The sequence below is a fragment of the Paralysiella testudinis genome, from assembly GCF_016894345.1.
GTDB classification, from domain to species: domain Bacteria; phylum Pseudomonadota; class Gammaproteobacteria; order Burkholderiales; family Neisseriaceae; genus Paralysiella; species Paralysiella testudinis.
In genome coordinates this window covers 628,319-655,018 of sequence record NZ_CP069798.1, presented here as the reverse complement: position 1 = coordinate 655,018, position 26,700 = coordinate 628,319, and the positions used below count along the sequence as shown (strand labels likewise).

24 protein-coding genes, 1 tRNA gene and 1 rRNA gene are annotated in these 26,700 nt (G+C 51.9%); 13 read left to right on the top strand and 13 right to left on the bottom strand.

Annotated elements, in window-relative coordinates; translation table 11 throughout:
* Window positions 1-30 precede the first annotated feature (30 nt).
* The 4 genes from JQU52_RS03375 to JQU52_RS03360 all read right to left on the bottom strand — a co-directional run bounded on the left by JQU52_RS03375 (window position 31) and on the right by JQU52_RS03360 (window position 3,122).
* Window positions 31-107 (bottom strand) — tRNA-Ile (locus JQU52_RS03375).
* Window positions 108-188: 81 nt separating this feature from the next.
* Window positions 189-1,729, bottom strand: a 16S ribosomal RNA gene (locus JQU52_RS03370).
* 132 nt (window positions 1,730-1,861) lie between these two features.
* Complete coding sequence (locus JQU52_RS03365; protein WP_230339748.1) at window positions 1,862-2,194, bottom strand: hypothetical protein; 333 nt, start codon at window positions 2,192-2,194, stop codon at window positions 1,862-1,864.
* A gap of 58 nt (window positions 2,195-2,252) precedes the next feature.
* Window positions 2,253-3,122 carry a Rossmann-like and DUF2520 domain-containing protein gene (locus JQU52_RS03360; RefSeq protein ID WP_230339747.1) on the bottom strand — a complete coding sequence of 290 codons (870 nt, stop codon included), beginning with the start codon at window positions 3,120-3,122 and terminating at the stop codon, window positions 2,253-2,255.
* 153 nt (window positions 3,123-3,275) lie between these two features.
* Here JQU52_RS03360 and minC point away from each other — a divergent pair, with 153 nt between their 5' ends.
* The 5 genes from minC to JQU52_RS03335 all read left to right on the top strand — a co-directional run bounded on the left by minC (window position 3,276) and on the right by JQU52_RS03335 (window position 6,995).
* Window positions 3,276-4,013 (top strand): septum site-determining protein MinC, encoded by a 738-nt coding sequence (minC, locus tag JQU52_RS03355; RefSeq protein WP_230339746.1) that lies wholly within the window; start codon window positions 3,276-3,278, stop codon window positions 4,011-4,013.
* Between the two features lie 60 nt (window positions 4,014-4,073).
* Window positions 4,074-4,889, top strand: a complete 816-nt coding sequence (gene minD / locus JQU52_RS03350) for a septum site-determining protein MinD (RefSeq protein ID WP_230339745.1) — start codon at window positions 4,074-4,076, stop codon at window positions 4,887-4,889.
* A 3-nt stretch (window positions 4,890-4,892) separates the two neighbouring features.
* Complete coding sequence (gene minE, locus JQU52_RS03345; protein WP_230339744.1) at window positions 4,893-5,162, top strand: cell division topological specificity factor MinE; 270 nt, start codon at window positions 4,893-4,895, stop codon at window positions 5,160-5,162.
* Window positions 5,159-6,085 (top strand): hydrogen peroxide-inducible genes activator, encoded by a 927-nt coding sequence (locus JQU52_RS03340; RefSeq protein ID WP_230339743.1) that lies wholly within the window; start codon window positions 5,159-5,161, stop codon window positions 6,083-6,085. The genes minE and JQU52_RS03340 overlap by 4 nt, the downstream gene beginning before the upstream one ends.
* A 151-nt stretch (window positions 6,086-6,236) precedes the next feature.
* Window positions 6,237-6,995, top strand: a complete 759-nt coding sequence (locus tag JQU52_RS03335; protein WP_230339742.1) for an IS5 family transposase — start codon at window positions 6,237-6,239, stop codon at window positions 6,993-6,995.
* Window positions 6,996-7,073: 78 nt separating this feature from the next.
* Here JQU52_RS03335 and JQU52_RS03330 read toward each other — a convergent pair whose 3' ends face one another.
* Genes JQU52_RS03330 through JQU52_RS03320 form a run of 3 tightly spaced genes read right to left on the bottom strand, consistent with a single transcriptional unit; the run spans window position 7,074 to window position 8,837 of the window.
* Window positions 7,074-7,583, bottom strand: coding sequence for a hypothetical protein (locus tag JQU52_RS03330; protein ID WP_230339741.1), 510 nt, complete (start codon window positions 7,581-7,583; stop codon window positions 7,074-7,076).
* On the bottom strand, window positions 7,580-8,281 hold the full coding sequence (locus tag JQU52_RS03325) for a TIGR01621 family pseudouridine synthase (RefSeq protein ID WP_230339740.1): 702 nt from the start codon (window positions 8,279-8,281) through the stop codon (window positions 7,580-7,582). The genes JQU52_RS03330 and JQU52_RS03325 overlap by 4 nt, the downstream gene beginning before the upstream one ends.
* The gene (locus JQU52_RS03320; RefSeq protein ID WP_230340516.1) at window positions 8,274-8,837 is read right to left on the bottom strand and encodes a TMEM165/GDT1 family protein; all 564 of its coding nucleotides are present in this window, start codon (window positions 8,835-8,837) and stop codon (window positions 8,274-8,276) included. The genes JQU52_RS03325 and JQU52_RS03320 overlap by 8 nt, the downstream gene beginning before the upstream one ends.
* Before the next feature lie 689 nt (window positions 8,838-9,526).
* On the opposite strand from JQU52_RS03320, the gene JQU52_RS03315 reads away from it, so the two are divergent.
* The 8 genes from JQU52_RS03315 to JQU52_RS03280 all read left to right on the top strand — a co-directional run bounded on the left by JQU52_RS03315 (window position 9,527) and on the right by JQU52_RS03280 (window position 18,008).
* Complete coding sequence (locus JQU52_RS03315) at window positions 9,527-11,197, top strand: ABC transporter substrate-binding protein (protein ID WP_230339739.1); 1,671 nt, start codon at window positions 9,527-9,529, stop codon at window positions 11,195-11,197.
* A 268-nt stretch (window positions 11,198-11,465) separates the two neighbouring features.
* Window positions 11,466-12,386 carry an oligopeptide ABC transporter permease OppB gene (oppB, locus tag JQU52_RS03310; protein ID WP_230339738.1) on the top strand — a complete coding sequence of 307 codons (921 nt, stop codon included), beginning with the start codon at window positions 11,466-11,468 and terminating at the stop codon, window positions 12,384-12,386.
* A 199-nt stretch (window positions 12,387-12,585) separates the two neighbouring features.
* Window positions 12,586-13,494 carry an oligopeptide ABC transporter permease OppC gene (gene oppC / locus JQU52_RS03305; protein ID WP_230339737.1) on the top strand — a complete coding sequence of 303 codons (909 nt, stop codon included), beginning with the start codon at window positions 12,586-12,588 and terminating at the stop codon, window positions 13,492-13,494.
* A 9-nt stretch (window positions 13,495-13,503) separates the two neighbouring features.
* On the top strand, window positions 13,504-14,502 hold the full coding sequence (gene oppD / locus JQU52_RS03300; RefSeq protein ID WP_230339736.1) for an ABC transporter ATP-binding protein: 999 nt from the start codon (window positions 13,504-13,506) through the stop codon (window positions 14,500-14,502).
* Window positions 14,499-15,491, top strand: coding sequence for a murein tripeptide/oligopeptide ABC transporter ATP binding protein OppF (gene oppF / locus JQU52_RS03295; protein ID WP_230339735.1), 993 nt, complete (start codon window positions 14,499-14,501; stop codon window positions 15,489-15,491). Before oppD ends, oppF begins: the two co-directional genes overlap by 4 nt.
* 151 nt (window positions 15,492-15,642) lie before the next feature.
* Complete coding sequence (locus JQU52_RS03290; protein ID WP_230339734.1) at window positions 15,643-16,971, top strand: MFS transporter; 1,329 nt, start codon at window positions 15,643-15,645, stop codon at window positions 16,969-16,971.
* Between the two features lie 27 nt (window positions 16,972-16,998).
* Complete coding sequence (locus JQU52_RS03285; protein ID WP_230339733.1) at window positions 16,999-17,175, top strand: hypothetical protein; 177 nt, start codon at window positions 16,999-17,001, stop codon at window positions 17,173-17,175.
* A 17-nt stretch (window positions 17,176-17,192) separates the two neighbouring features.
* The gene (locus JQU52_RS03280) at window positions 17,193-18,008 is read left to right on the top strand and encodes a PPK2 family polyphosphate kinase (RefSeq protein ID WP_230339732.1); all 816 of its coding nucleotides are present in this window, start codon (window positions 17,193-17,195) and stop codon (window positions 18,006-18,008) included.
* Between the two features lie 568 nt (window positions 18,009-18,576).
* Here JQU52_RS03280 and JQU52_RS03275 read toward each other — a convergent pair.
* The 6 genes from JQU52_RS03275 to JQU52_RS03250 all read right to left on the bottom strand — a co-directional run bounded on the left by JQU52_RS03275 (window position 18,577) and on the right by JQU52_RS03250 (window position 26,694).
* Window positions 18,577-19,797 carry a capsule assembly Wzi family protein gene (locus JQU52_RS03275; protein WP_268866636.1) on the bottom strand — a complete coding sequence of 407 codons (1,221 nt, stop codon included), beginning with the start codon at window positions 19,795-19,797 and terminating at the stop codon, window positions 18,577-18,579.
* Window positions 19,798-20,079: 282 nt separating this feature from the next.
* The gene (locus JQU52_RS03270) at window positions 20,080-22,248 is read right to left on the bottom strand and encodes a polysaccharide biosynthesis tyrosine autokinase (protein WP_230339731.1); all 2,169 of its coding nucleotides are present in this window, start codon (window positions 22,246-22,248) and stop codon (window positions 20,080-20,082) included.
* Window positions 22,249-22,371: 123 nt separating this feature from the next.
* The gene (locus tag JQU52_RS03265) at window positions 22,372-22,821 is read right to left on the bottom strand and encodes a low molecular weight protein-tyrosine-phosphatase (protein WP_230339730.1); all 450 of its coding nucleotides are present in this window, start codon (window positions 22,819-22,821) and stop codon (window positions 22,372-22,374) included.
* 161 nt (window positions 22,822-22,982) lie between these two features.
* Window positions 22,983-24,083 carry a polysaccharide export protein gene (locus JQU52_RS03260; RefSeq protein WP_268866635.1) on the bottom strand — a complete coding sequence of 367 codons (1,101 nt, stop codon included), beginning with the start codon at window positions 24,081-24,083 and terminating at the stop codon, window positions 22,983-22,985.
* A gap of 85 nt (window positions 24,084-24,168) precedes the next feature.
* Window positions 24,169-26,091 (bottom strand): polysaccharide biosynthesis protein, encoded by a 1,923-nt coding sequence (locus JQU52_RS03255; RefSeq protein WP_230339729.1) that lies wholly within the window; start codon window positions 26,089-26,091, stop codon window positions 24,169-24,171.
* Window positions 26,092-26,694, bottom strand: coding sequence for a sugar transferase (locus tag JQU52_RS03250; RefSeq protein WP_230339728.1), 603 nt, complete (start codon window positions 26,692-26,694; stop codon window positions 26,092-26,094).
* Window positions 26,695-26,700: the final 6 nt, after the last annotated feature.

Genomic DNA, 26,700 nt, shown 5'->3' with positions numbered 1-26,700 from the left:
TCCTGATGCCTGTAGACTGCTCCCTGATATTGGTGGGTCTGGGAGGACTTGAACCTCCGACCCCACGCTTATCAAGCGTGTGCTCTAACCAGCTGAGCTACAAACCCATGAGGTCTTCTTACTTCTTTCGCATCTCTATTTCAGTTTACCGATAAGTGTGAGTACGACCCGCCTCTTCTTTTCTCTAGAAAGGAGGTGATCCAGCCGCAGGTTCCCCTACGGCTACCTTGTTACGACTTCACCCCAGTCATGAAGCATACCGTGGTAAGCGGGCTCCTTGCGGTTACCCTACCTACTTCTGGTATCCCCCACTCCCATGGTGTGACGGGCGGTGTGTACAAGACCCGGGAACGTATTCACCGCAGTATGCTGACCTGCGATTACTAGCGATTCCGACTTCATGCACTCGAGTTGCAGAGTGCAATCCGGACTACGATCGGCTTTCTGAGATTGGCTCCACCTCGCGGCTTGGCTACCCTCTGTACCGACCATTGTATGACGTGTGAAGCCCTGGTCATAAGGGCCATGAGGACTTGACGTCATCCCCACCTTCCTCCGGTTTGTCACCGGCAGTCTCATTAGAGTGCCCAACTGAATGATGGCAACTAATGACAAGGGTTGCGCTCGTTGCGGGACTTAACCCAACATCTCACGACACGAGCTGACGACAGCCATGCAGCACCTGTGTTACGGTTCCCGAAGGCACAGCTCTATCTCTAAAGCCTTCCGTACATGTCAAGACCAGGTAAGGTTCTTCGCGTTGCATCGAATTAATCCACATCATCCACCGCTTGTGCGGGTCCCCGTCAATTCCTTTGAGTTTTAATCTTGCGACCGTACTCCCCAGGCGGTCAATTTCACGCGTTAGCTACGCTACTAAGGCATCAAGTACCCCAACAGCTAATTGACATCGTTTAGGGCGTGGACTACCAGGGTATCTAATCCTGTTTGCTACCCACGCTTTCGAGCATGAACGTCAGTGTTATCCCAGGAGGCTGCCTTCGCCATCGGTATTCCTCCACATCTCTACGCATTTCACTGCTACACGTGGAATTCTACCTCCCTCTGACACACTCTAGTTACCCAGTTTCAAGCGCCATTCCCAAGTTGAGCTCGGGGATTTCACACCTGACTTAAATAACCGTCTGCGCTCGCTTTACGCCCAGTAATTCCGATTAACGCTTGCACCCTACGTATTACCGCGGCTGCTGGCACGTAGTTAGCCGGTGCTTATTCTTTGGGTACCGTCATGACCCAACGCTATTAACGCCAGGCTTTTCTTCCCCAACAAAAGTACTTTACAACCCGAAGGCCTTCTTCATACACGCGGCATGGCTGGATCAGGGTTGCCCCCATTGTCCAAAATTCCCCACTGCTGCCTCCCGTAGGAGTCTGGACCGTGTCTCAGTTCCAGTGTGGCGGATCGTCCTCTCAGACCCGCTACTGATCGTCGCCTTGGTGGGCTCTTACCCCACCAACTAGCTAATCAGATATTGGCCGCTCGAATAGTGCCAGGCCCGAAGGTCCCCAGCTTTCCTCCTCAGAGCGTATGCGGTATTAGCCATCCTTTCGGACAGTTATCCCCCGCTACTCGGTACGTTCCAATATATTACTCACCCGTTCGCCACTCGCCGGCAGAAGTGCAAGCACTTCCCCGCTGCCGTTCGACTTGCATGTGTAAAGCATGCCGCCAGCGTTCAATCTGAGCCAGGATCAAACTCTTATGTTCAATCTTAGCTTTAATACTGTTAGAGCCAGGCAAAAACCCAACTCCATACTGGTCTGCTTCTCAAAGAAAAACAGAGAATGATGTATACCGGCAGAAACCCACCGGCAAACATTCATGTCTTGTCTTTACTTCTTAAACAGTGTGAGGCTTGTCGCACTCACACTTATCGGTAATCTGTTTGTTAAAGAGCCATCCCAAAACCGAAGCAACGAAACCACTTTGTGGTATAATTTTCTCTTCCGTCTCGACTTCGCTGCAGCAGCGAAGAAAGCGAACTATACGCAAACCCATCCAAACCGTCAACACCCATTCGCAAAAATCTATACCCCAAACCAGCAAATCGCTAAAATTTAAAAGAATATTATTCGGGATGTCTTGCGGAAATAATCTAAGAATCACCATCAACAAACACAATAATCCAAACAATAAAGCAAAAATCAATAACAAAATAGCTACAACAAACATCAATAAAGCTTTCAGGCAGCCTACATAGGCTGCCTGAAAATATATCAGAGCTAAGGTTTTATTCTTTGCCGCTCAACAAATCCAACATCGCCTGCGTATCTGCCAAACCCACCCTAGCTTGCGCCAAGCGGGCGGTTTCCATGCCCAGCGCACGATACAGCGGCTGCTCTGAAGCTGATAATACTTTTAGGTGTGCCGCTACTGTGGCTGCGTCGCCGCGCACAATCGGCCCGGTTAAGGCTTGCTGTGGCGGCAGATTAGCCAATTGACTCAGGTTTTGCTGCATTAAGCTGTGCACCAATGTGGCGGCCACGGTTTCAGGCAGCCCGGTATTAATTAAGATGTTGCGCGCATAAGCATTAAGGGTAACCAGATAATTGGCGCTCACCGATAAGGCAGCGTGGTAGCGGCTTTTGTCTTGTGCAGCGATGGCAAACGGCTGTAAGCCGGCGGTAGCGGCCAAATCATGCAATAGCGGCAATGCCGACGCATCGCCCTCAACCGCACAAAAATGGCCGCGCAGTTGCGCAGGCGCCGTAGTCACTTCGGCAAAGGCATAAACGGGATGCAGGCTGCCAAGCGACACGCCTTTGCGTAGCAGCTGGCGGAAAATCCGACTGCTGTGCGCACCGCTAAAGTGCAGCACGGTAGTTTGCGCCGACAGCCACGGCAAGTTTGCCAACATCGCATCCATGGCCTCAATGGCATCGTCTTTAACCCCCACCACCACAATATCGGCTTCAGGCAGCGTGTGTATATCGGCACAATATTGCCCGCCAGCCACTTGCCCGAGCAGTTGCTGCGCCGAGGCTGGATTGCGGCTCCATACGCCGCGCAGGCAATAGCGCCCGCTGTGCTGCCATAATGTTGCCAAGGTTTGCGCCACTTTGCCTGCGCCCACAATATGAAAACCGGGTACTGGAACCATCTGCCTCTCGCTTTGTCATCATTAGATTAGATACCCTACCACCATCCACGGGGCATAGGCCAGCGCCATTAAGCCGATTGAAGCACACCGCGTTACCCTGTACACTTAAGTGCTTTTGATTTACCGGCTTTAAGCCGCCGCCGATTGGTTGCCATGAACCCTGCTTTTGATGTTAAATCCGCGCGTTTGGATGCGCTGGCCATCCAGCTGCAAACCGATGATGTATCGGTTATTCAGGCCGATTTACAGCAACGCTTGTCGCGCTTTGGCGACTTACACAGCATGCCGTTTACCTTGGATGTACACGCCTTGAGCCATCCGGCTTCGCTGGATTTGGGACGGCTGATTGCCGTTTTCGCCAAAAATAATCTGCGTATTATTGCCCTGCGCCACAACGATGAGCGCTGGGCGGCGCTGGCCAAACAGCACCGGCTGGCGTTTAGCCTGCTGCCACAAGAGCGGGCGGACGAAAAGGTGCGCCAAGTGGTGCAGGCAGCCGAAACCAGCCAAACGCATGCAACGGCACCCGCCACTGCCCCACCTCCTGCAGCCATGTCTACAGTAGTAGTCGACCGCCCCATCCGCACCGGCCAGCAAGTGTATGCCGAAAATGCCGACTTGATTGTCTTGGCCTTGGTGAGCGAAGGAGCAGAAATCATTGCCGACGGCAATATCCACGTTTACGGCCCTTTGCGCGGCCGCGCGCTGGCCGGTGCGGCGGGCAATAAGCAGGCACGTATTTTTGTGCAGTCGATGCAGGCAGAGCTGGTATCGGTGGCCGGGATTTACCGGGTACTCGACCAAAATCTGCCGCCGCATCTGCACCATAAAGCCGTACAAATCCATTTACAGGACGACCGTTTGGCGATTGCACCCATTCAGGCTGCCTGAAACCATTGAGCAATCCCCGATTCATTTACTTTAAACAATCTATTTATAAAAGGAAGCACCGTGGCAAAAATCATTGTAGTCACCTCAGGCAAAGGCGGCGTTGGTAAAACCACCACCAGCGCCAGCTTGGCCGCCGGCTTGGCCTTGCGCGGCCACAAAACCGCCGTTATCGACTTTGACGTGGGCTTGCGCAATCTGGATTTGATTATGGGCTGCGAACGCCGCGTGGTGTACGACCTGATTAATGTGATTCAGGAAGAAGCCACCCTGAACCAGGCACTGATTAAAGACAAACATTGCGACAATCTGTATATCCTGCCTGCCTCGCAAACCCGCGACAAAGACGCGCTTTCCCGCGACGGCGTAGAAAAAGTACTCAAAACCCTGGTTGACAACATGGGTTTTGAATATGTGATTTGCGACTCGCCCGCCGGCATCGAGCAAGGCGCTTTAATGGCCTTGTATTTTGCCGACGAAGCCATTGTGACCACCAATCCGGAAGTTTCCAGCGTGCGCGATTCTGACCGCATTTTGGGCATTTTATCCAGCAAAAGCCGCCGCGCCGAACAAGGCGAAGCACCGGTAAAAGAGCATTTGCTGATTACCCGCTATTCGCCCGAGCGGGTGGAAAAAGGCGAAATGCTGTCGGTGGAAGACATTTGCGATATCTTGCGCATTCCGCTGCTGGGCGTGATTCCCGAATCGCAAAACGTGCTGCAAGCCTCCAACTCCGGCTCGCCGGTGATTCATTTGAACGACACCATTGCCGCCGAAGCCTATAAAGACGTGGTGGCGCGCCTACTGGGCGAAGACCGCCCCATCCGCTTTCTGGAAGCCGAGAAAAAAGGCTTGCTCAAGCGTTTGTTTGGGGGTTAGGCCATGTCATTGATTGAATTTTTGTTCGGCAAAAAGCAAACCAGCGCCCAAACCGCCCGCGACCGTCTGCAAATCATCATTGCACAAGAGCGCGTAAAAGAGCAGGCGCCCGATTACCTGCCCACCTTGCAAAAAGAACTGCTGGAAGTGTTATCCAAATATGTGCATGTGTCGCTGGACGACATCCGCATCTCGCAGGAAAAACAAGACGGCGTGGATGTATTGGAACTGAACATCACCCTGCCGGACTCCCCCAAAAAAGGCGATGTATGACCCTTACCGAACTGCGTTACATTGTGGCCGTGGCGCAAGAGCGCCACTTTGGCCGCGCCGCCCAGCGCAGCTTTGTCAGCCAGCCTACCTTATCGATTGCGATTAAAAAGCTGGAAGAAGAGCTGGGCGTATCTTTGTTTGACCGCAGCAGCAATGAAGTGATTACCACCGAAGCGGGTGATCGCATCGTGATGCAGGCGCGCCGCGTGCTGGAAGAAGCCGAACGCATCAAAACCTTGGCCAACGAAAAGCAAAACGAGCTGGAAGGCGTGTTTAAGCTGGGGCTGATTTTCACCGTAGCCCCCTATTTGCTGCCCAAGCTGATTGTGGCACTGCGCGGTATCGCACCACAAATGCCGCTGCAATTAGACGAAAACCACACCGAAACCCTTACCGACGCCCTTAAAAAAGGCGATTTGGACGCAGCGGTGGTGGCCGAGCCGTTTCATGAGCCGGGCATCGTTACCACGCCCTTGTATGACGAAGCGTTTTTCGTGATTGTGCCCAAAGGCCATCCGTTTGAAGAGCTGGATGCGGTGAGCCCTGCCGCACTGGCCGAAGAACGGGTGTTGCTGCTCACCGAAGGCAATTGCATGCGCGACAATGTACTGGCCAGTTGCAGCGAGCTGGCCTCGCGCCAAAAAATACAAGGCTTGGCCAACACCATTCAAGGCAGCTCCATCAACACCATCCGCCATATGGTGGCCAGCGGCTTGGGCATCAGCATCTTGCCCGCCACCGCGCTTACCGAAAACGACCATCTGCTGTTCAGCATTGTGCCGTTTGAACACCCCAGCCCGCAGCGCCGCATCGCCTTGGCCTCGCGCCGCAATTTCGTGCGTCCGCAAGCGCTGGCAGCGATTAAATCGGCGATTGTGACCTCCAAACTGGCTGGCGTGCAGTTTGTGGCGGCGGGAAATTAAACCGCCATCACCCACATAAAAAAGCGCACCCAGTGGTGCGCTTTTTTATTGTCTTTTACTAGGGTCTGTTCACAATTACTTGTCATGCCCTTGAATAAAAAAGAAACGCAGGCATAAAAGGAAGTTCTCACACCCCCCCAATACACCTGCGATGCCCCGTACACTACTCGAAGATGAACATTGGACGAAGCTGTTACCTATTCTGCGTGATTTGGGTATTTATAGCAAACCCAATTTGCGCAGAATTCTTGAAGGCATACTTTACAGAATAAGAACCGGCATACCGTGGCGGGATTTGCCCGAGTATTTCGGCAAGTATCATACTGTTTATACCGCTTATAACCGTTGGTCAGAAAAAGGCATTTTTACTGCAATCTTGAAACAGCTCAGCCAAGAGAGTGACTTGGAGTGGGTAGCCATAGACGGCAGTTATATCCGTGCCCACCAACACTGCGCCTCAGCGCTCAGTGCGCAAGAGGATCACGCAATCGGTATGAGCCGAGGCGGCAGAACCAGCAAGATTCATCTGGCTGTAGATGCTGCAGGCAATCCGGTTGAGGTTATCGTTACTGCGGGCAATATCCATGATGTCACCGTTGCACCGGAGCTGCTTGACAACATCAACCTTGCCGAAACTGAGTTGGTTAATGCGGACAAAGGTTACGATTCAGACCGGCTCAGGGAGCAAATAGAGCAAAGCGGTGCGAAAGCCAATATTCCCTATAAAAGAAATAGGGAAGAGAAAAATAAAGACATGGACTGGTATTTATATAAAATCAGGCATTTGGTAGAGAATGCCTTTTGCCGTTTGAAACATTTCCGAGCGATTGCCAGCCGTTACGATAAGCTGAAACGCAACTTCCACAGTACGGTTTTATTGGGGTGCATTGTGATGTGGTTACCTTTATGACAAGTAATTGTGAACATACCCTAAAAATAAACATTTTCAGGCTGCCTGAATACATTTTATGTGTCGCTGAGACTCAAATTATTGTCGCCCCAATTCCTGCTGCAAAGCGCGGATATTCGCCTCACGGTCGGCCACGGTTTGCCTAAGGGCGGGGATGCGGGCGGTATTGCCTTGTTGTTGCGCTTGTTGCAATTGCTGTTTTTCGCGGCTCAGGGCGCGCTGCTCGGCGGCGATATCGCGCTGAATCAATTGTTTGGGCGTGAGCGGTTTGGGTGGCGGGGCTACGCGTGCAGGTGCTGGAGCGGCTTTGGGCGCTGTGCGGCGCAAACGGATTTGCAAAGGCGGCGCGCTCTGGCGCGGCAACACGCGCACATCGTCCATGGCGGGCAATGCACCGGCTTGCCATAGCTGCTGCGCCGCCTTATCTTGTGTCGCCCCCAAAGCCTGCGCGGGCTGGCATTCAACGCTAGAGGGTTCGGAGGCATACACCGCCGCCCCACTGGCATCAGGGCAAACATAGGCCGGCGTTTGTGCCACCAGCCACGGCGCGGCCAGCATGGCCACGCCGGCAAACATTATCGGCTTCATGTGTCTTCTCCTACCGCTGCCCAAGCAGCAGGCCACGGCAGCGGTGCATCGGCACGAATATCCGTCTGTTCACCCTGATACGCAAACACCAGCCGCTGCGCATGCAAAAATACCCGCGCGGCGGCTTCGCCACCATACAGCACATCACCCAGAATCGGGCAGCCCAGGCTTTTCATCGCCACGCGTAATTGATGGGTTTTGCCGCTTTGCGGCCATAAACGGTAAAAACGCAAACCGGCTTCTAAGCTCACGCTGTCAAAACGGGTGCGCGCCGGGTTGTGCTGGCTGCGCAGCAGTTTCCATGCCCCGCGCCGCGCCTTGGCCATATCGCCTGTTACCCAGCCTTGTTTCTTGCTCGGTTTGCCCGCCGCCACAGCCCAATAGGTTTTGTGCATCTGCCCGGCGGCAAACATTTGCGCCAGTGTTGATGCCGCTGCGGCATTCAGCGCCAACAGCAACACGCCCGACGTTACCTTGTCCAAGCGATGCACCAGCCACAAACGCGGCACGCCCAACTGCGCTGCCAGCGCAGGCAAAAATGCCGGCGCATCGGCTTCTTGCTGCACACTCACGCCTGCCGGTTTGTGGATGGCCACAAAATCGGCATGGCGGTACAGTATGGCCACCGTGTTTATTTCAGGCAGCCCTATCTCAGGCTGCCTGAACACCCCAGCTTTAGCCGACACCGCATCAGACATATAAACGCACCAAGGTAAACACACCCAAAGCACAGAATAACACACAGGCGCCGATGCGTACCGCCTTAAACGGCAGCTTGCCCATCAGCCAAGCACCGGCAAACACCACCGGCACATTGGCCAGCAACATGCCTAAGGTACTGCCGCCCACCACCGCCACCACATCATGGTATTTGGCCGCCAACAACACGGTGGCAATTTGGGTTTTGTCGCCGATTTCGGCCAGGAAAAACAGCACCGTGCTGGCGGCAAACGCACCATAGCGCAGATAGCGGCCATCGACATCGTCGTCTTTATCCGGCTTGAGCAGCCATAGCCCCACCGCCACAAAACTCAAACCCACCAGCCAGCCCATCAATATCGGCGATAGCCATTGCGACAACCACACGCCCAACCATGCCGACACGGCATGATTGAGCAGCGTGGCCACCAAAATACCGGCCACAATGGCGTATTTTTGCGCAAAGCGGGCAGCCAAAAATAAGGCTAAAAGTTGGGTTTTGTCACCGATTTCGGCCAGTGCCACGGCCAAAGTAGAAGAGAGAAACGCATCCATATGCAAAGACACCGCAGGCGGGCAGAAAACAAAAGACACCGGCAAACGCCCGCCTGTGGGGTTTGCGGTGTCTTAAGTCTCGTTAATCTGCGCCTAGGCTCAGACACGGCAACCATGCAGCAATGTGCAAAGATGTTGATTACCGCTTAAGGCTGGCGGATACCAAATCTAAAAAATTAAGATAACAAGACGGGAAGCCGAAGACAGTACAAGTAGTACGACAAGACGAGCCAACGCAGTTAGCTTATTTTTTAGGCTTGGTATGAAGCAGCCTCAACAACTACTCCCTTAAGAGCGGTGGCGATTATAAAACGCCGCCATTGGCTTTTGCAATCAATTTGATGGCCCAAGGCTGCCTGAACGTAAAATTTCCACCACCCGAAAGTACTGTTTCGGTACCGTGGCAACAGCCAACCATGCTGCATTGCACAACAAATGCTTGTGCAAATTCCCTTGACATTATGTTCAAATTTTTCAAAGATAGCGCTAGAGTCACCAGCATGACGCTTTTATGACGCTATTGCACTAATGTGGGCTTTTTTGTGTTTCAGGCAGCCCGTGTTGGCGCAACGATATTTTAGTGAACAAGCCAATATCCGGGCGATTCAACGAGTTAGAATCGCCCGCCACCTCAGCCTGCCAATTGGACAGGCATATTCCCGTTGCGGATTTAAACAAAGGAAAGAAAAATGAGCACAAGCGGCAAGCACCCTGTTAAAACTTCGGCGCTGTTGTTGGCGCTGGCTTTCGGCCTTACCGCATGCGGCGGCGGCGACAAAGCCCCGGCCGGCGGCAGCGATGCCAAATCAACGGTACAATCCGGCGAGTTGGCGGAAAAACAGGAAATTGTGATTAACAACGGCGCCGAACCCGAATCGCTCGACCCCCACAAAGTTTCCGGCGTGCCCGAATCCGGCGTATTGCGCCAGCTGCTGGAAGGGCTCACCACCACCGATGCCGATGGCAACACCGTCCCGGGCATGGCCGAGAAATGGGAAAGCGAAGACAACAAAACTTGGATTTTCCACCTGCGCGATGCCAAATGGTCTAACGGCGACCCGGTAACCGCGGAAGACTTTGCCTATAGCCTGCGCCGCGTTACCGACCCGGCCACCGCTTCACCCTACGCCAGCTATCTGGCCGATGCCAAGGTGGCCAACGCACAAGCCATTATTGATGGCAAGGCCAAACCCGATACCTTGGGCGTAAAAGCCATCGACCCGAAAACGCTGGAAATCACCCTATCCGAGCCAGTACCGTATTTCCCCGATATGATGGTGCATACTTCGGTAAAACCAGTTAACCCCAAAGTGGTGCAAGAGCTGGGCGATAAATGGACGGCACCGGGCAATTTTGTGGGTAATGGTGCCTACACCCTGAAAGAGTGGGCAGTAAACAGCCAAATCGTGCTGGAGCGCAACCCCAACTACTACAACGACGCCAAAACCACCATCAATAAAGCGATTCTGTTGCCGATTGCCTCACCACCCACCGATGTGGCGCGCTACAAAGCCGGTGAAATCGATATGGGCTACACCGATTTGCCCACTGAGCAATTCCAATCACTGAAGCAAGAACTGGGCGATCAACTCAAAGTAGCACCGAGCTTGTGTACCTATTACTACGAGATGAACACCACCAAAGCCCCGTTCGACAACCCCAAAGTGCGCCGTGCACTGGCTTTGGCTTTGGATCGCGACACCTTGGTAAACAAGGTGATTGGCCGTGGCGAAACCGTGGCCTACCAATACACCCCCAATGCCACCCAAGGCGACAAACCGTTTGAGCCGGAATGGAAGAGCTGGAGCAAAGAGCAGCGCATTGCCGAAGCCAAAAAACTGCTGGCCGAAGCCGGCTATGGCGATGGCAAGCCTCTGAATTTCGAGCTGCTCTACAACACCAACGAAAACCACAAAAAAGCAGCCGTAGCCGCTTCATCGTTGTGGAAAGAGGCACTGGGCTTTGTGAACATCACCCTCACCAACCAAGAATGGAAAACCTATCTGGACAGCCGCCGCACGCAGAAATTCCAGATGGCACGCGGTGGCTGGTGTGCTGATTACAATGAGCCTTCCAGCTTCCTCAACACCCTGAAAAGCGGCAACAGCAACAACCACGCCAAATACACCAGCGCCCAGTTCGACAGCCTGCTGGACAAAACCCTGCACCCAGACACCACGCCGGAGCAGCGTGCCGATCTTTATCAACAGGCTGAAGCGGTGTTGGATGTGGATCAACCGCAAGCCAATGTATACCACTACGTGAGCGCCCGCTTGGTGAAACCATATGTGGCCGGCTATTCTGTCAAAGATCCGATGGACAACTGGCAGATCAAAAACCTGTCGGTGCTGAAACACTAAATCGGCTCATCAGCCTGTTGCCGCCGTGGGTGGCAACAGGCTTTTTATGTTTCAGGCAGCTGCGTAGGTCGGATTCTTGAATCCTACTGCCACTACATCAAGATTGTATTGAAATAAAGCGGATCCATAGGATGTTGAGTATTTTCATTTTACGTTATTTTTGAAAATGGATTTCAGGCAGCCTAAACCGTATTTTATCTGCGCAAAAACTTCGTTTTAGCTGCGCAGAAACTTCGTTTTCGCAACACCAGCCCACAAGGCATCCATTATGTTAAAACTGATTTTCCGCCGCTTGCTCGAAGCCATTCCCACCCTGCTGGTGCTGATTACCGTGTCGTTTTTTATGATGCGGCTGGCACCGGGCAGCCCGTTTACCGGCGAGCGCAACCTGCCGCCGGCGGTGATGGCCAATATCGAAGCCAAATACGGCCTCAACGACCCCATCGGCGTGCAATATCTAAATTATTTAAAGCAATTGGCGCACGGCGACTTTGGCCCTTCGTTTAAATACAAAGATTACAGCGTAAATGAATTGCTGGCGCAATCGCTGCCGGTATCGCTGGAAATCGGCCTATATGCCTTTGTAATTGCATTGCTGCTGGGGGTTACCCTCGGCATCATTGCCGCCTTGAAGCAAAATTCCTGGCTCGACTATATATTAATGGGCTTTGCCATGATTGGTGTGGTGATACCCAGCTTTGTTCAGGCGCCGCTGTTGGTGCTGATTTTCGCCATCACCCTTCAATGGCTGCCTGCGGGCGGCTGGAACGGCGGTGCGGCCATCAATATGGTGCTGCCGGTAACCGCATTGGCGCTGGCCTACACCGCCAGCATTGCGCGGATTATGCGCAGCTCCATGATTGAAGTGCTGAACAGCCCGTTTATCCGCACCGCCAAGGCCAAGGGCTTGTCGATGCGCTACATCGTGCTCAAACACGCCTTGCGCCCGGCCATGCTGCCGGTGGTGTCTTACCTAGGCCCCGCGTTTGTGGGCATCATCACTGGCTCGATTGTGATTGAAACCATTTTCGGCCTGCCCGGCATCGGCCAATTGTTTGTGAACGGTGCGCTTAACCGCGACTATGGCATGGTGCTCAGCCTCACCATTTTGGTAGGGGTGCTCACCATTGCCTTTAATGCGGTGGTGGATATTCTGTATGCGGTGATTGATCCGAAAATCCGCTATTAACCCCCCGATTGAGCAGCATAGGCTGCCTGAAAAACCAATAAATACGGTAGGTCGGATTCTTGAATCCGACACTTGTTCGCCGAGCAAGGCACCCCCATCACTTTGGCCAATGGCCAAACGTCGGATTCAAGAATCCGACCTACGGCTTCAGGCAGCCTGAGCACCAAAACAACAACCACTTTATAAAAGAACACAAACCATGATGATCAGTAAAAAACAGGCCAACGCGCTTGCCCAAATGGCAGACGAGGCCGAAATCAAGGGGCGCAGCCTGTGGCAAGACGCTTGGCGGCGTTTCCGCCATAATAGGGCGGCACTGGTGAGCGGCGTGGTATTGCTGCTGATTGGTGCTTTTGTGCTGTTAACACCGTTGTTTGCACCGTTTGGCTATGCCGAAACCGACTGGGGCAATATGCAGTCGCCACCCTCTTTCGCCAACCAACATTACTTCGGCACCGATTCGCTCGGGCGCGATTTATTGGTGCGCACCGCCGTGGGCGGGCGTATTTCGCTGATGGTGGGACTGGCCGGTGCGCTGGTGGCGGTGCTGTTCGGCACGATATACGGCGCGGTATCCGGCTATGTGGGCGGCAAAACGGATATGCTGATGATGCGCTTTCTGGAAATCCTCAATGCGTTTCCGTTTATGTTTTTTGTGATTTTACTGGTGACCTTCTTTGGCCGCAATCTGGTGTTTATTTTTGTGGCCATCGGCTTAGTGTCGTGGTTGGATGTGGCGCGGATTGTGCGCGGGCAAACGCTCAGCCTCAAGCGCAAGGAGTTTATTGAAGCCGCACAAGTGGGCGGTGTATCCGGGCGCAATATTGTGCTGCGCCACATTGTGCCCAATGTGTTGGGCGTGGTGGTGGTGTATGCCTCGTTGTTGGTGCCATCGATGATTTTGTTTGAATCGTTTTTGAGCTTTTTGGGCTTGGGCGTACAAGAACCGATGACAAGCTGGGGCGCTTTGCTGCAAGACGGCGCGCAAACCATGCAGGTAGCCCCGTGGCAATTGCTGGTGCCCTCGGTGTTTCTGGTGGTTACCCTGTTTTGTTTTAACTTTATCGGCGACGGTCTGCGCGATGCGCTGGACCCGAAAGACCGCTAGGAGCCCGCCATGAGTTTGCTGCAAGTACGCGATTTACGCGTAACCTTTGCCACTGAAGACGGCGATGTTACCGCCGTAAACGACCTAAACTTCGATTTACACCAAGGCGAAACCTTGGGCATTGTGGGCGAATCCGGATCCGGTAAATCGCAAACCGCGTTTGCCTTAATGGGCTTGCTGGCCAAAAACGGCCGCACCCAAGGCTCGGTGCTGTTTGAAGGCAAAGAAATCTTGGGGCTGCCTGAAAAACACCTCAACCGCATCCGCGCCGAAGAAATCGCCATGATTTTTCAAGACCCGATGACTTCGCTCAACCCCTATATGCGCGTGGGCGACCAGCTGGCCGAAGTGCTGCGCCTGCACAAAGGCATGAGCAAAGACGCCGCCTGGGCCGAATCGGTGCGTATGCTCGAAGCGGTGAAAATTCCCGAGGCCAAAAACCGCATCGGCATGTATCCGCACGAGTTTTCCGGCGGCATGCGCCAGCGCGTGATGGTGGCCATGGCCTTGCTGTGCCGCCCCAAACTGCTGATTGCCGACGAGCCCACCACCGCGCTGGACGTTACCGTACAAGCGCAAATCATGGCTTTGCTGAATGAGCTGAAGCGCGATTTCAACACCACCATCATCATGATTACCCACGATTTGGGCGTGGTGGCCGGCATTTGCGACCACGTGCTGGTGATGTATGCCGGGCGCACCATGGAATACGGCGCGGTAAACGATATTTTCTACCGCCCCAGCCATCCCTACAGCATCGGCCTGTTGGGCGCCGTGCCGCGCTTAGACGACGAAGCCGAAGAGCTCACCACCATTGCCGGCAATCCGCCCAATTTGTCGCGCCTGCCGCCGGGCTGCCCTTTCCAGCAACGCTGCCTGCACGTAAGCGACATCTGCCGCCACACCGCGCCGCCGCTGCAACAGCTGGCTGACCAGCGTCAACGCGCCTGCCATTGGCTGCCTGAAGGCGGCCTGCCCCTTACCCACACCACAGGAGCACGCCCATGACCTCGCCCTTACTCAGCGTGCGCGATATTCAAGTAACCTTCGACATCCGCCAGAAAAGCGATTGGTTTTGGCAAAAACCGGCCACCCTCAAAGCTGTAAACGGCGTTTCTTTCGAGCTGGCCGCCGGTGAAACCTTGGGCATTGTGGGCGAATCCGGCTGCGGCAAATCCACCTTGGCGCGCGCCATCATCGGCTTGGTGAAGGCGCGTGCCGGCAGCATCGTGTTTGAAGGCGACGAACTATTGGGCTTAAGCGCCAAAGCCATGCGCCTGAAACGCAAAGACATCCAAATGATTTTTCAAGACCCGCTGGCCTCACTCAACCCACGCATGACCGTGGGCGACATCATTGCCGAGCCGCTGCAAACCTACTACCCCGCGCTGAAAAAAGCCGACATCCAAGCACGGGTAAAAGCCATTATGGCCAAAGTGGGGCTGCTGCCCAACCAGATTAACCGCTACCCGCACGAGTTTTCCGGCGGCCAGTGCCAGCGCATCGGCATCGCCCGCGCGCTGATTCTGGAGCCCAAGCTGATTATTTGCGACGAGCCGGTGAGCGCGCTGGATGTATCGATTCAAGCGCAAGTGATCAACCTGCTTAAACAAATTCAAAAAGAAATGGGCTTGGCGCTGATCTTCATCGCCCATGATTTATCGGTGGTGAAACACATTGCCGACCGCGTATTGGTGATGTATTTGGGCAACGCCGTGGAGCTGGGCACCGACAAAGCCGTCTACAGCAGCCCCACGCACCCTTACACCCAAGCGCTGATGTCGGCCGTGCCGCTGCCCGACCCCGATGCCGAGCGCAGCAAAACCATCCAGCTCTTGCCCGGCGACTTACCCAGCCCCATCAACCCGCCTTCTGGCTGCGTATTCCGCACCCGCTGCCCGATTGCCGACGCTGCCTGCGCCGACACCAAGCCGCTGCTGGCCGGCACCGCCCACCACCAAACCGCCTGCCTGAAAAACAGCGTGGCGGCAGTGTGAGTTTGTCGCGGCGCTTTCACTAGAAAACAACGCCATTTCAGGCAGCCTTGAAGGCTGCCTGAATTTTTTTTACCGCCATACCCTTTACACTGGCTTTTGTTCTGTGTCAGGCTATGACCGTTTCCCATCACCGCCGCACCGGGCCATGGCCATGAATTCCTCCACCAAATTTTATTCGCTGTTTGGCAGCGTGTTTTTTCTGTTTGCCGGCTACGGCCTGTTTTTGAATTCCGCCGGGGTGAAGCTGGCGCAAATGGGGGTGAACAACATTGCCATCGGTGCGCTGAACGCAGCCTTTTTTGTGGGCGCGGCTTTAAGCGCGGTGGTGGCGCACCGCATTGTGTCGCGCGTAGGGCACATCCGCAGCTTCAGTGTGTTCGGTGCGGTGTTTGCCATGGCCGCCTTGGGCCATATGATGATGGAAAACCTGTGGCTGTGGGCGGCGCTGCGTATTTTGCTGGGCTTTTGCTATTTCAGTATTCTGATGGTGGTGGAAAGCTGGTTTACCGAGCGCAGCCTGCCGCGCAAACGCGCCAAGGTATTGGCCATCTACAATGTGGTGTATTACGTGGCGTTTACCGCCGGTATCGCCCTGCTCAGCCTTAAGCTCTCCAGCAGCAATATTTTCACCTTGGCGGCCATTTTGGTGATGGCGGCGATGCTGCCGGTGGGGCTGACCAAAATCGCCGAACCGGCCTTGCCGCCGCGCCAGCGCATCAGCCTGCCGCATCTACTGGCGATTGCGCCGCTGGCATTGGTGGGCAGCTTTTTGGCGGGGATTATGGTGAACGGCTTTTTCACCATGTCGTCGGTGTTTTTGCTGCAACAAGGGTTTAATTTGCAGCAGATTTCACTGTATTTGATGCTGGCGATGTTGGGCGGCTTTGTGGTGCAGTTTCCGGTAGCGCGTTTATCCAACCGCTACGGGCGGCGCAATATTATTTTACTGTGGGCGGTGCTGGCCGCAGCGGCTTCGCTGGCGGTATTGCTGGCGATGTGGTTTTGGCCCGGCTCGCCACTGCCGCATTACCTCACTGCCTTTGTGTTCGGCTGCAGCCTGTTTACCCTGTATTCGCTGAGCTTAGCGCGCGCCAACGATGTGCTGCCCAACAATATGAACACGGTGGAAATCAGCCGCAGCCTGCTGTTTTGCTACGGCATGGGCTCGCTGGCGGCACCCTTGCTCTTGGGCGTGGCCATGGAGCAGGCGCGCCACTACGGCTTTTACGGTGTGTATTTGGTGTGCGCCTTGCTGTTGGCAGGCTTTGCCTGGCGGCAAAAACCAGTGCCGCAAGCCGAACGCAGCGTGTTTGTGGGCATGCCCGGCGACAGCGGCGCGGTGATTGCCGACCTAGATCCGCGCAACGAAGCCGCCCACGAGCCGTTTGATGCCGCCGCCGCGCAAGCGCATGTGGATACCGCCAATCAAGACACCCCAAATCCGGAGCAAGACAAAGCCGACACACCACCGGCTGCCTGAAATCTGTATTTTTACCGAAAGGATGCGATGATGTTGCGTGCTTGGCTTTTTCTGGGCGCACTGCTGGGTGCGGCCGCCGGCGGCTATGTGCCGCTGCTGTGGGGCGGCAGTTTATGGTCGCTGAGCAGTGTATTATTGAGCGTGGCGGGCGGCTTGGCCGGTATCTGGCTGGGCTTTAAAATCGATGCCGCCATGGAAGATTGAAAATCAAGGAAACCATCATGTCTGAGCTGGAAAAACAATACCGCGTCAAAGCCGGCGCGCGCCTGAAACTGGCCGATTATGATCCGGCCGACAAAAGCCAAACCGCCAATGACAAGGCCGCGCGCAATGCGCAAGTGGCGGCACTGGCACCGCAACTGGACGCCCTGCAAGACTTGCTCTATGCCGAAGGCAAGCGCAAAGTGCTGGTGGTGCTGCAAGGCATGGACACTTCGGGCAAAGACGGCACCATCCGCAAAGTATTCCAAAATGTGGACCCGCTGGGCGTGCGCGTGCAGGCTTTTAAAGCGCCCACCGAAACCGAGCTGGCGCACGATTATTTATGGCGCATCCACCAAGTGGTGCCGCGCAACGGCGAATTGGTGATTTTTAACCGCAGCCACTACGAAGACGTGCTGGTAACGCGCGTAAAAGGCTGGATAGACCAAGCCGAAACCGAACGCCGTATTGGCCACATCAACGATTTTGAACGCCTGCTGAGCGAAACCGGCACCACCATCATTAAATTTTTTCTGCACATATCCAAAGACGAGCAGCGCAAGCGCCTGCAAGAGCGCATCGACAATGCCGATAAAAATTGGAAATTCAACCCCGGTGATTTGGAAGACCGCAAATTGTGGGATGCGTTTCAAGCGCAATACGAAAGCGTGATTGCCGCCACCAGCAGCGTGGCGGCACCGTGGTATATCATCCCCGCCGATTCCAAATCCAGCCGCAACCAGTTAATTTTGGAAATCCTCATCAATCGCCTCAGTGCCTTGGGCATGCAGTATCCGCAAGTGGATACCCGCGATTGGCCGAAAACGGTGGAATAGCCAGCGAGTAAGGTAACCCATGCACGAAACAATGCTGCTGATTCGCTGTAGATCAGATTAAATCAAACCGCGAGCGTGGCTTACGCCACACACCCTTGTATGATTTGAGATTCACGGTCTTGGTGTTCGTTTTTCTTTTATCTAAACCAGGGTCTGTTCACATTTCATCGCGTGGCCCTATTTTGGCTTAAAAGCCCGCTTTCTGCGTTGAAAATGCGCGCAAGGTGTTCAACCTTGCTGTGCTTTTCGCCTTGAACGCAGACTTTTCTGCTCAAAATCCGGTGCACGGCTAAAATGTGAACAGACCCTAAAGCAAAGAAAATAAATCATACAAGGCGGCGAGCCGCAGGCAGTACAAGTACTACGGCAAAGCAAGGTAAGCCAACGCTGTAGGACTATTGATACCAATTCTAAAAAATAACCTTAAATTAAAATACGCAAAATACGGCATAGGATGCGCCTTGGCGCATCCTATGCATCAATTGATATGGATGAATTTTAAAATGGTTTATTTTTTAGAGTTGGTATAATCAAGCAGGCCACCACATCCTCTCAGCGCTCTCAGCGATTAACGCAAGGGCATAGACAGCTTCATGCCGGCACCAAAGCCATGGTCGTGTTGGTGGTTTTGGCTATCAACATACCAAAGCTGAGAGCCTAAATTAAGGCCGTTTTTAAAGGTTTTTTCCCAGCCCAGCGCCACACCGTTCAAAGTGTCGTTGTGCGAATACCGCTCGTTATTGCGCTGATTGGTCGGATTCACTTTGGCATGCATCACATGACCGCTAAAGGTTTGCTGATCAGGCGTGGTAACCGCCAAACGGGCAGAAATGTTTTGTGCATCACCACCCAAGGCATAACCCAGCGGCAAGCCTTGTTGATAATAACCATCGCGGTAGAGATGGTGGCCATATATAATTCCGGTATCCTTAAATTCAACACGGGTATCGGCACCCTCCAATGACCAATTGATGGTATTTGCATTCCAAGCATGTGCCCCGCGAATGCCGAAAAGATAGGCTTTTTTAGAGGGGAAATACCCGGCCTCATCCTCGCCCACCATCTGTGCATACAGATTTACCGGTACATCTACCAGCGGCTGGAGCTTTAACTGAATATCCAAGCCGGCAATTTGGTTACCAGGCTCATTGCTTTTATCGGCCGATTCTTCGTTTTCACCTTTGCCAAGAAAAGCCTTGCCAAATGATTTCAGGCTCTGCGGCCGATTCTCACCACCCCACTGAAAAACACGGTGCGCGCCCAGTTGTAAATAATCAGTGGGCATCAAATCAACACGCATGCCAATCAATTTAGTATTCGGAATAGCGTCATATTGACTTAATTGACCGGCAAAAACCTGATATTGCCAGCGCCCAAGCCAAGACAGCAGCGGGGTTTCAAAGGGTTTCTGTTCTGCGCGCTGCAAACTGAATGCCGTTACCGGGCGGGCGGCATCGCCCAAAATCAAACTGCCTTCTTGCCCCGGCCCCCAGTAACGCGGAATTTGGCCGAAGCTCAGCCACTGATTGCCGACTTTTGCGGCAGCATAAGAGTTAGCCGGCAGCCAATGGCTGGGCTTGCGCCCGCCATCACCACCCACCAAATTGGCTTGCAAGCGCACATCAAAATCCGGGTTTTGCCATTGCCCGGCCACAGAAGCACGCCGCTGGTCGTGTTCCGTTTGACCAAAGCCTGAAGTCATAGCGTTTAATTGGCTGCCTGCGTAGGCAGATATCTGTACCGGTGCCTTGATGTTTTGCAAGTGTTGCTGCACTCGGTTTAACACCATGCTATCGGTAGTATTGCTCGGTTTGGCATTATCTAAAGCGGCATCTATCTCTTCTTGGCTCAGCGGCCATACAGCCAAATTGATGCTGATTACCCCACGGCTATTCAGCCAATCCAAATCTTGGCGTAAGCCTCTATCGGGCAACAATAAACCGGCTGCCTGAATTAACTGACTATTGAGCAGCAACAAGCTGCCAAATAGCAAGAAAGGTTTTAAATTCATTTGCGTTTCCTATTTTACAGATACCCAGCATAGGACTGCCTATTTTCTATACGTCTGATTTCATTCGGATTGGTATTTTTTAGCATAGTTTTCATAGCTATAGTAATTTTGTGCTGTTCGCTCTATACCGTTCAAAATCACACCGTCAATACGCACCTTGCTGTTGGCAAAGCGGGTAATACAGGCTTCCAGCTCCGGTACCGCGGTTTGTCCGAAACGGGTGACCAGTAACACAACGCCGGCATATTGCCCCATTACCGCAGCATCGGTTACCGCCAGTACCGGCGGAGTATCCAACACAACATAGTCATAAGCTTCACCGGCCCATGCAAGCAATTCACCAATCCGACCATTCAGCAGTAATTCAGATGGGTTCTCCGGAGTTTTACCCGCGCTGATGAAATCCAAATTAGGAACAGAAGTATGCTGTATTGTGCCAGCATAATCAGCGTGGTTGTCTTGCAAAATTTCGGCTAAGCCGGTGCCCACCTCCGTTTCCATTAGATGGTGCATATAGCCTTTGCGCATATCGCCATCAATCAACAATACCTTTTTCTCCGATTGCGCCATCACCACCGCCAAATTAGCAGACACAAAGGATTTGCCCACGCCAGGTGTAGCACCAGAAATCATTACCACATTATTACGAGCATCCATCATGCTGAAATACAGGCTGGTACGCAGCGCACGAATGGCCTCAATAGCGGTGTCGGTAGGATCTTTTAAGGCCAATAAGACATTGGCGCGAGCATAGGTAGGTGCTTCCCTTTTTAGTTTTACCCACAGTTTATCGCGTTTGCGTTGCACCTCAGACAAGGGCACACTGGCCAATACATCCAAATCCAAAGCTTCAATCTCATCGGCAGAGTTAATGCCTCGATGCAGTAATGCTTTAACCAAATACCACCCTGCGGCCAATAGGCCGCCCACCACCGCCGATAATAAAACAATCATGCTTTTTTTCGGCTTAATGGGTTTGTCTGCGGTCATGGCTTGATCGATAACACGTACATTACCTTGAGAGCTGGCTTTAAGGATGCCCAGCTCTTGCTGTTTATTTAGCAGTTGCACATAAATCGCTTGGTTGATTTCCACATCGCGGGTTAAGCGGATGATTTCCTGCTGCGTTTGCGGCATGGCGGTGATTTGTTGGTTCAGGCGGGTTTTGGCCTGATTCAAGATGCTCAACTTATCCAGCAATGCTTTATATGCCGGATGTTCGCGGGTGTACAGCTCTGTCAACCCGGCCTCTTCGGTTTTTAAATCGGTAATCTGCATTTCAATTTTGGACAAACTATCCAATGCCCCTTTAGCCTCCACCGGAATATCCAAGGATCCGCTTTTGGCGCGGTAGGCATTCAATTTGTTTTCTGCCTGCTGCAAATCACCCTTTAAGCGGGGCAACTCTTCCGTGATAAAATTCAAGCCGTTGGCGGCCATTTGCACATCTTTATCGCGGTTTTGCTGAACATAATTATGGATGATGCTATTAAGAATAGTTTGAATTTTCTCTGGCTTTTCACCTGTATAGCTTAAGCCGATAATCGGACTATTCCGGCCGCGCGCAGCCGCAGACAAATTAAGCAGCATGTTGTCAATGGTGCTCAAAAATGATGACTTCTCCAAAGTGAAGCGCTGGCCTTCATCGGCCAACAGCTTTCGCACCAGTAAACGGCTGTCGGCATTGATTTCCAGCGCGGTACCTACTTTACCGGCCAACTCATCGCCATCCGGCGTCACCACGGTAAAATCGGTTTTATTCTGGGCGGTCAGCGTAAATGCTTTACCGTGCCATTGCGGCGAAACGGTAAATACGCTGATTTCTGCTACCGGATCAGCACTGTTGCCATGCCATAGCTTGCCCACCAACGGAAAATATTTTGGCGTAACCGTGATATCTAGCTTTAAATCCTCTACGGTTTTACCCAGCACCAAGCGCGAGCGGATTAACTCAACTTCAGGATCCGCAACCGATTGCTGTGCTGGTAATATATCCGTCAAATTACTCAAAATCTGATTTTTGTTGCTGGAAATTTCCAGCATGGCATCTGCACGGTAAATAGGGGTTGCCGTAACCGCATATAAGCCACCCACCAATACCCCGGCCGCAATCGCCGCACCAATCTGGTATTTATGAAAAAATAAGGTACTGAGCAATCGGCTTAAGTCGATTTCATCATCGGTATTTTGTGCTGAGTGGTTTTTGTTGGTGTTGGTTTGAGGAGCCATATTGTGGTCTATATTTGCTTTATATAAATTTTAGAAGCGGTATTAAGGCACATCTACCAACATTGAGGTGACAGGATGCCGATACTTACCTTTAATTTTATGATTTAGAATCTGGTATTTAAATCATGATAGGTTATGCTTTAATTTTTCTGACCATAAATCAGCAGCTTTTGCCATTTGCTGATAAACATGCAGGAACATTTCCGTGCTTTGCCGATACGGGTCGGCAATTTCTTTTTGACCATGCGGAAGCCACTGGCCAAAAAGCATCGTTTTACTGCGTGCAGCGGGCAATAGTTGGCAAACCATGTCTACATGGCCTTGCTCCATCACCAATATCAAATCATATTGCTGACATATTTCGACATCCAGCTGACGCGCTTGATGGCCTGCCAAACTGAGCTGATGCTGAGCCGCAACGGTATTTGCAGCAGCATCGGCCGGGTTGCCTACCAAAGCACTCAGGCCGGCAGAATCCACTGTATGTTCAGGCAGCCTCTGGCGCAACAAACGCTCTGCTGTGGGCGAGCGGCAAATATTGCCGATACAAACCACCAAAATCCGGTTAAACATAGACCAACCTCTATTCTACAAATCCGATTTCATCTATCTTGATTCAAAATACACAAGCAAGCCAAATCAAGCCTGCTTGAAATACTTACTATTACTAAATTAAATTTAAGCAAAATCCTGTTTCAGCCAGCTTGGGATATGGCAAACAATACACTTAAATATTATTTAAGTGTATTGTTTAACAAAATGGCAGTAGTCAATGACGGCATAATTTGTGACAATACACGGTTCCAACGTACCACCGGCGCCGCAGTTACATAGACCACATCATCCGGTTTTAGGGCAAATTGTGTTCCCCAAGCATAGGCGGTGGCATCGCTTAAATTTAATTGATAGATATGAATGGGTTTACCTTCTGTTTGTAAGGGCTGGTTGCGAATCACAAACACACCGGTAGCATTGGCCAAGTTTTGATTCATGCCTTCAGCCTTACCCAGCGCTTCGGTTAAGTTCAAACCATTGTTGCCCATGGTTAAGACCGACTGCTTACCCACCTCTCCCATAACATAAACCTGTGCGTCTTCGCGCGGCGGTACATACACAATATCGCCACCGCCCAGCAAGCGGTTTTGTGCAGTATCCCCTCTGCGCACAATGTCTTGCAACGAAATCGTTTGCTCTTTGCCGTTACGGGTCCATTTAATCCGATTGGTATCCGCCTGCTCGGTAAAACCGCCCGCCAAGCCAATTGCATCCAGCAATGACATCGGCACATTGGTTACCGACAGCTGGCCGCTTTGCTTCACCGCACCGGTAACGGTAACGTTTTGTGAACGAAATTCGGCGATATTAACATCCAATTGCGGCTGCTTCAGGTAGCGTGCCAAGCGTGCGGTAAGCAACGTTTGTACTTCAGGCAAGGTTTTGCCTTTCACATAAATTTTGCCCACTAAGGGATAAAACAAATAACCGGATTCGTCCACCCAAGTACCTGAGCTGACTTGCTTGCCTTGGGTGTTATTGGCTTCCGTTACCACATTGAGCTGTGGGTGATTCCACACTCGGATATTCAATACATCACCACTGCCGATTCGGTAGCGGTATGGCTGTTGTGCCGATGTAGATCTATATTTATCCATGTAAGCAGGCTGCTGCTGCAGTTGTGCCAATAAAATGGGAGTGATGGGGAAAACTGTGGCCATGGCGTTGATATCTGCAGACCTAGTGGCCGGGACTCTTATTTCTTTGCCACCCACCGTAAGGTTGCTGCCGGGAACCACTGAACAACCCACCAATACCATCATCGCAGCCAGCGTGACCATACCCAGTTTTATATTCACTGCAAACCTTTCAAATCAAAATTTGGATAAAACGTGAAATTATACCATTAGTTAGCTTATTCTATTTCTATTCGTTTAGCGGCTGCCCGCTCGCCATTTTTTGTTGCTGCCACACCAAATCGCAAATATTGTCTTTGGGCTTAAAGGCAGCAGGGGCTTGTAATAATAAGTGGCGCACTGTTGGTTGATCATTGTTGTTGCAGGCTTCGTCTAGCGCTGCCAACAAAGTTTCCAGCTGCGGCCAAGGCAGAAATATTTCTTGTGCCGTCATAATGCGGCTATGGCTGGTACCGCACACCTGTTCACCCACCAATAGCTCTTCATATAGTTTTTCACCAGGGCGTAAACCACTGATTTTAATCTCAATATCACCCTTAGGGTTGTTTTCATTTTTGAGCGTTAAGCCGCTTAAATGCACCATTTGTTGTGCCAAGTCGATTATTTTAACCGGCTCCCCCATGTCCAGCACAAACACATCGCCACCCTTGCCCATTGCTCCGGCTTGAATCACCAGCTGCGCCGCCTCGGGAATGGTCATAAAAAACCGGGTAATTTCCGGATGGGTTAAGGTAACCGGCCCCCCGGCAAGGATTTGCTTTTCAAACACCGGCACCACTGAACCGGATGAGCCCAAAACGTTGCCAAAACGCACCATGCAGAAACAAGTGGCCTGATTAGGCATAGCAGCCAGTGCTTGTAATACCAATTCGGCCAAACGCTTTGAAGCCCCCATGGTATTGGTGGGACGTACCGCTTTATCGGTGGAAATCAATACAAAATTTTGTACCCCGGCAGCAATCGCCGCTTGAGCACAATGCAAGGTACCGTATACATTATTGCGTATGCCTTCCACCACATTAAATTCAACCATCGGCACATGCTTGTATGCGGCCGCATGATAAATGGTGGCCACTTCGTATGTTTGCATCACTGCCTGCAGCCGTGCTTGATCCTGAACCGAGCCCAATAACGGGAGCAGCTCAATATCCAAGCCGTGAAGCTGCTTATATTCATTTAACTCTTTATCAATGCTGTACAGATTGAACTCAGACAATTCAAACATAACCAGCTTTTTGGGGCGATGTTGCATAATCTGACGACATAGCTCCGCCCCAATGGAACCACCGGCACCGGTTACCATTACCACCTTATCGGCAATATTCGCCGCCATCAGCTCAGCCATCGGTTCCACCGGCGTGCGCCCAAGCAAATCGAAAACCGAAACTTTTTTCAGCGAACTTACGCTAACTTTGCCATCCAGCAAATCTTTCATGCCTGGGATCGTTAACACTTCGCAAGCATAAATTTCCAAATGGCGGATAATCTGTTTACGCCGCTCTACCCGAATACTAGGCATCGCCAATAAGATTTTTTTTACATCATGGCGCTCAATCAATTTTTGCAAATCTTGCGGTGAAAAAACTCCGATATTGCGGATAACACTGCGATGCAATTTGGGATCGTCATCCACAAAAGCGATAGGGTAATACTCATTGAGCTGAGACAAAGCCTCTTGTAACTGGCGCCCCGAATCGCCCGCACCATAAATAATTACGGGCACTGCATGGCGCCGATCAGAACCTTGCAGCCAAGCACGAATGGAGAGCCGCGATCCGGTAAGCAATATTAATAGCAGCAAAAAATACAATATTGGTATGGTGCGCGGCAAATCAATGCGCAAAAAATAGGCGGTTAAAATTAAAATCAACACCGAAATAATGCTGCCCACAAGTGCCGTGCTGAGCACTTTACTGCCCAAAAAACGAATCACAGCACGATACAAACCCAAGCGGATAAAGCATGTGATCGTAACCACCGTGGTAATCGCCCAAAGCACCCAATACTCTTTTTTAGCAACTTCATGGATGAAGTCCCAACGAATAGCGATGCTAAACCAAAATGCAAACAAAATAATTAAAAAATCATGTGTTAGCAAAATGGTTTTTTTTGTATTGCGCGGTAAACTTAATAGAGCAGTGATTAGGTTCATTTAACGGGATACTATTTTCTTTAAGGTAGCCAAAATAATTTTAATATCTTCAGCAAGGGAAATATGCTCAATATACTGAAGATAATATCTTGCTTTCAAAGGCATAATTACATTAACATAAGCTTGATGCGGATTTTCATATTGCATCAAAATATCGTTTTCATCCACCATTTCGATGGCGGCACGGTCAGTAATACCCGGACGTACCGATAATATTTTTTGCCGTTGTTCCGTAGGATATAGATTCATAAACTCAGGTACTTCTGGCCGGGGTCCTACCAAGCTCATATTGCCCACCACCACATCAATAAGTTGGGGCAACTCGTCTAGCTTGTATTTACGGATAAAGCGGCCGCTTGGTGTGATTCGGCTATCGGCTCCCACGGTAAGACGGCTCACTTTTTCGGTATCCAGATACATACTGCGGAATTTATGAATCGAAAAAAGACGGCCATTTTTCCCAACCCGATGTTGCCGGAAAAAGACAGGACCGGCCGAATCGCGCTTAATCCATATGGCAAGCACCATAAACACAGGTAATAAAACCAGTAGACCAATACTTGAGGCCGTAATATCAAACAACCGCTTCCAGAATAAAGTCATGATGCG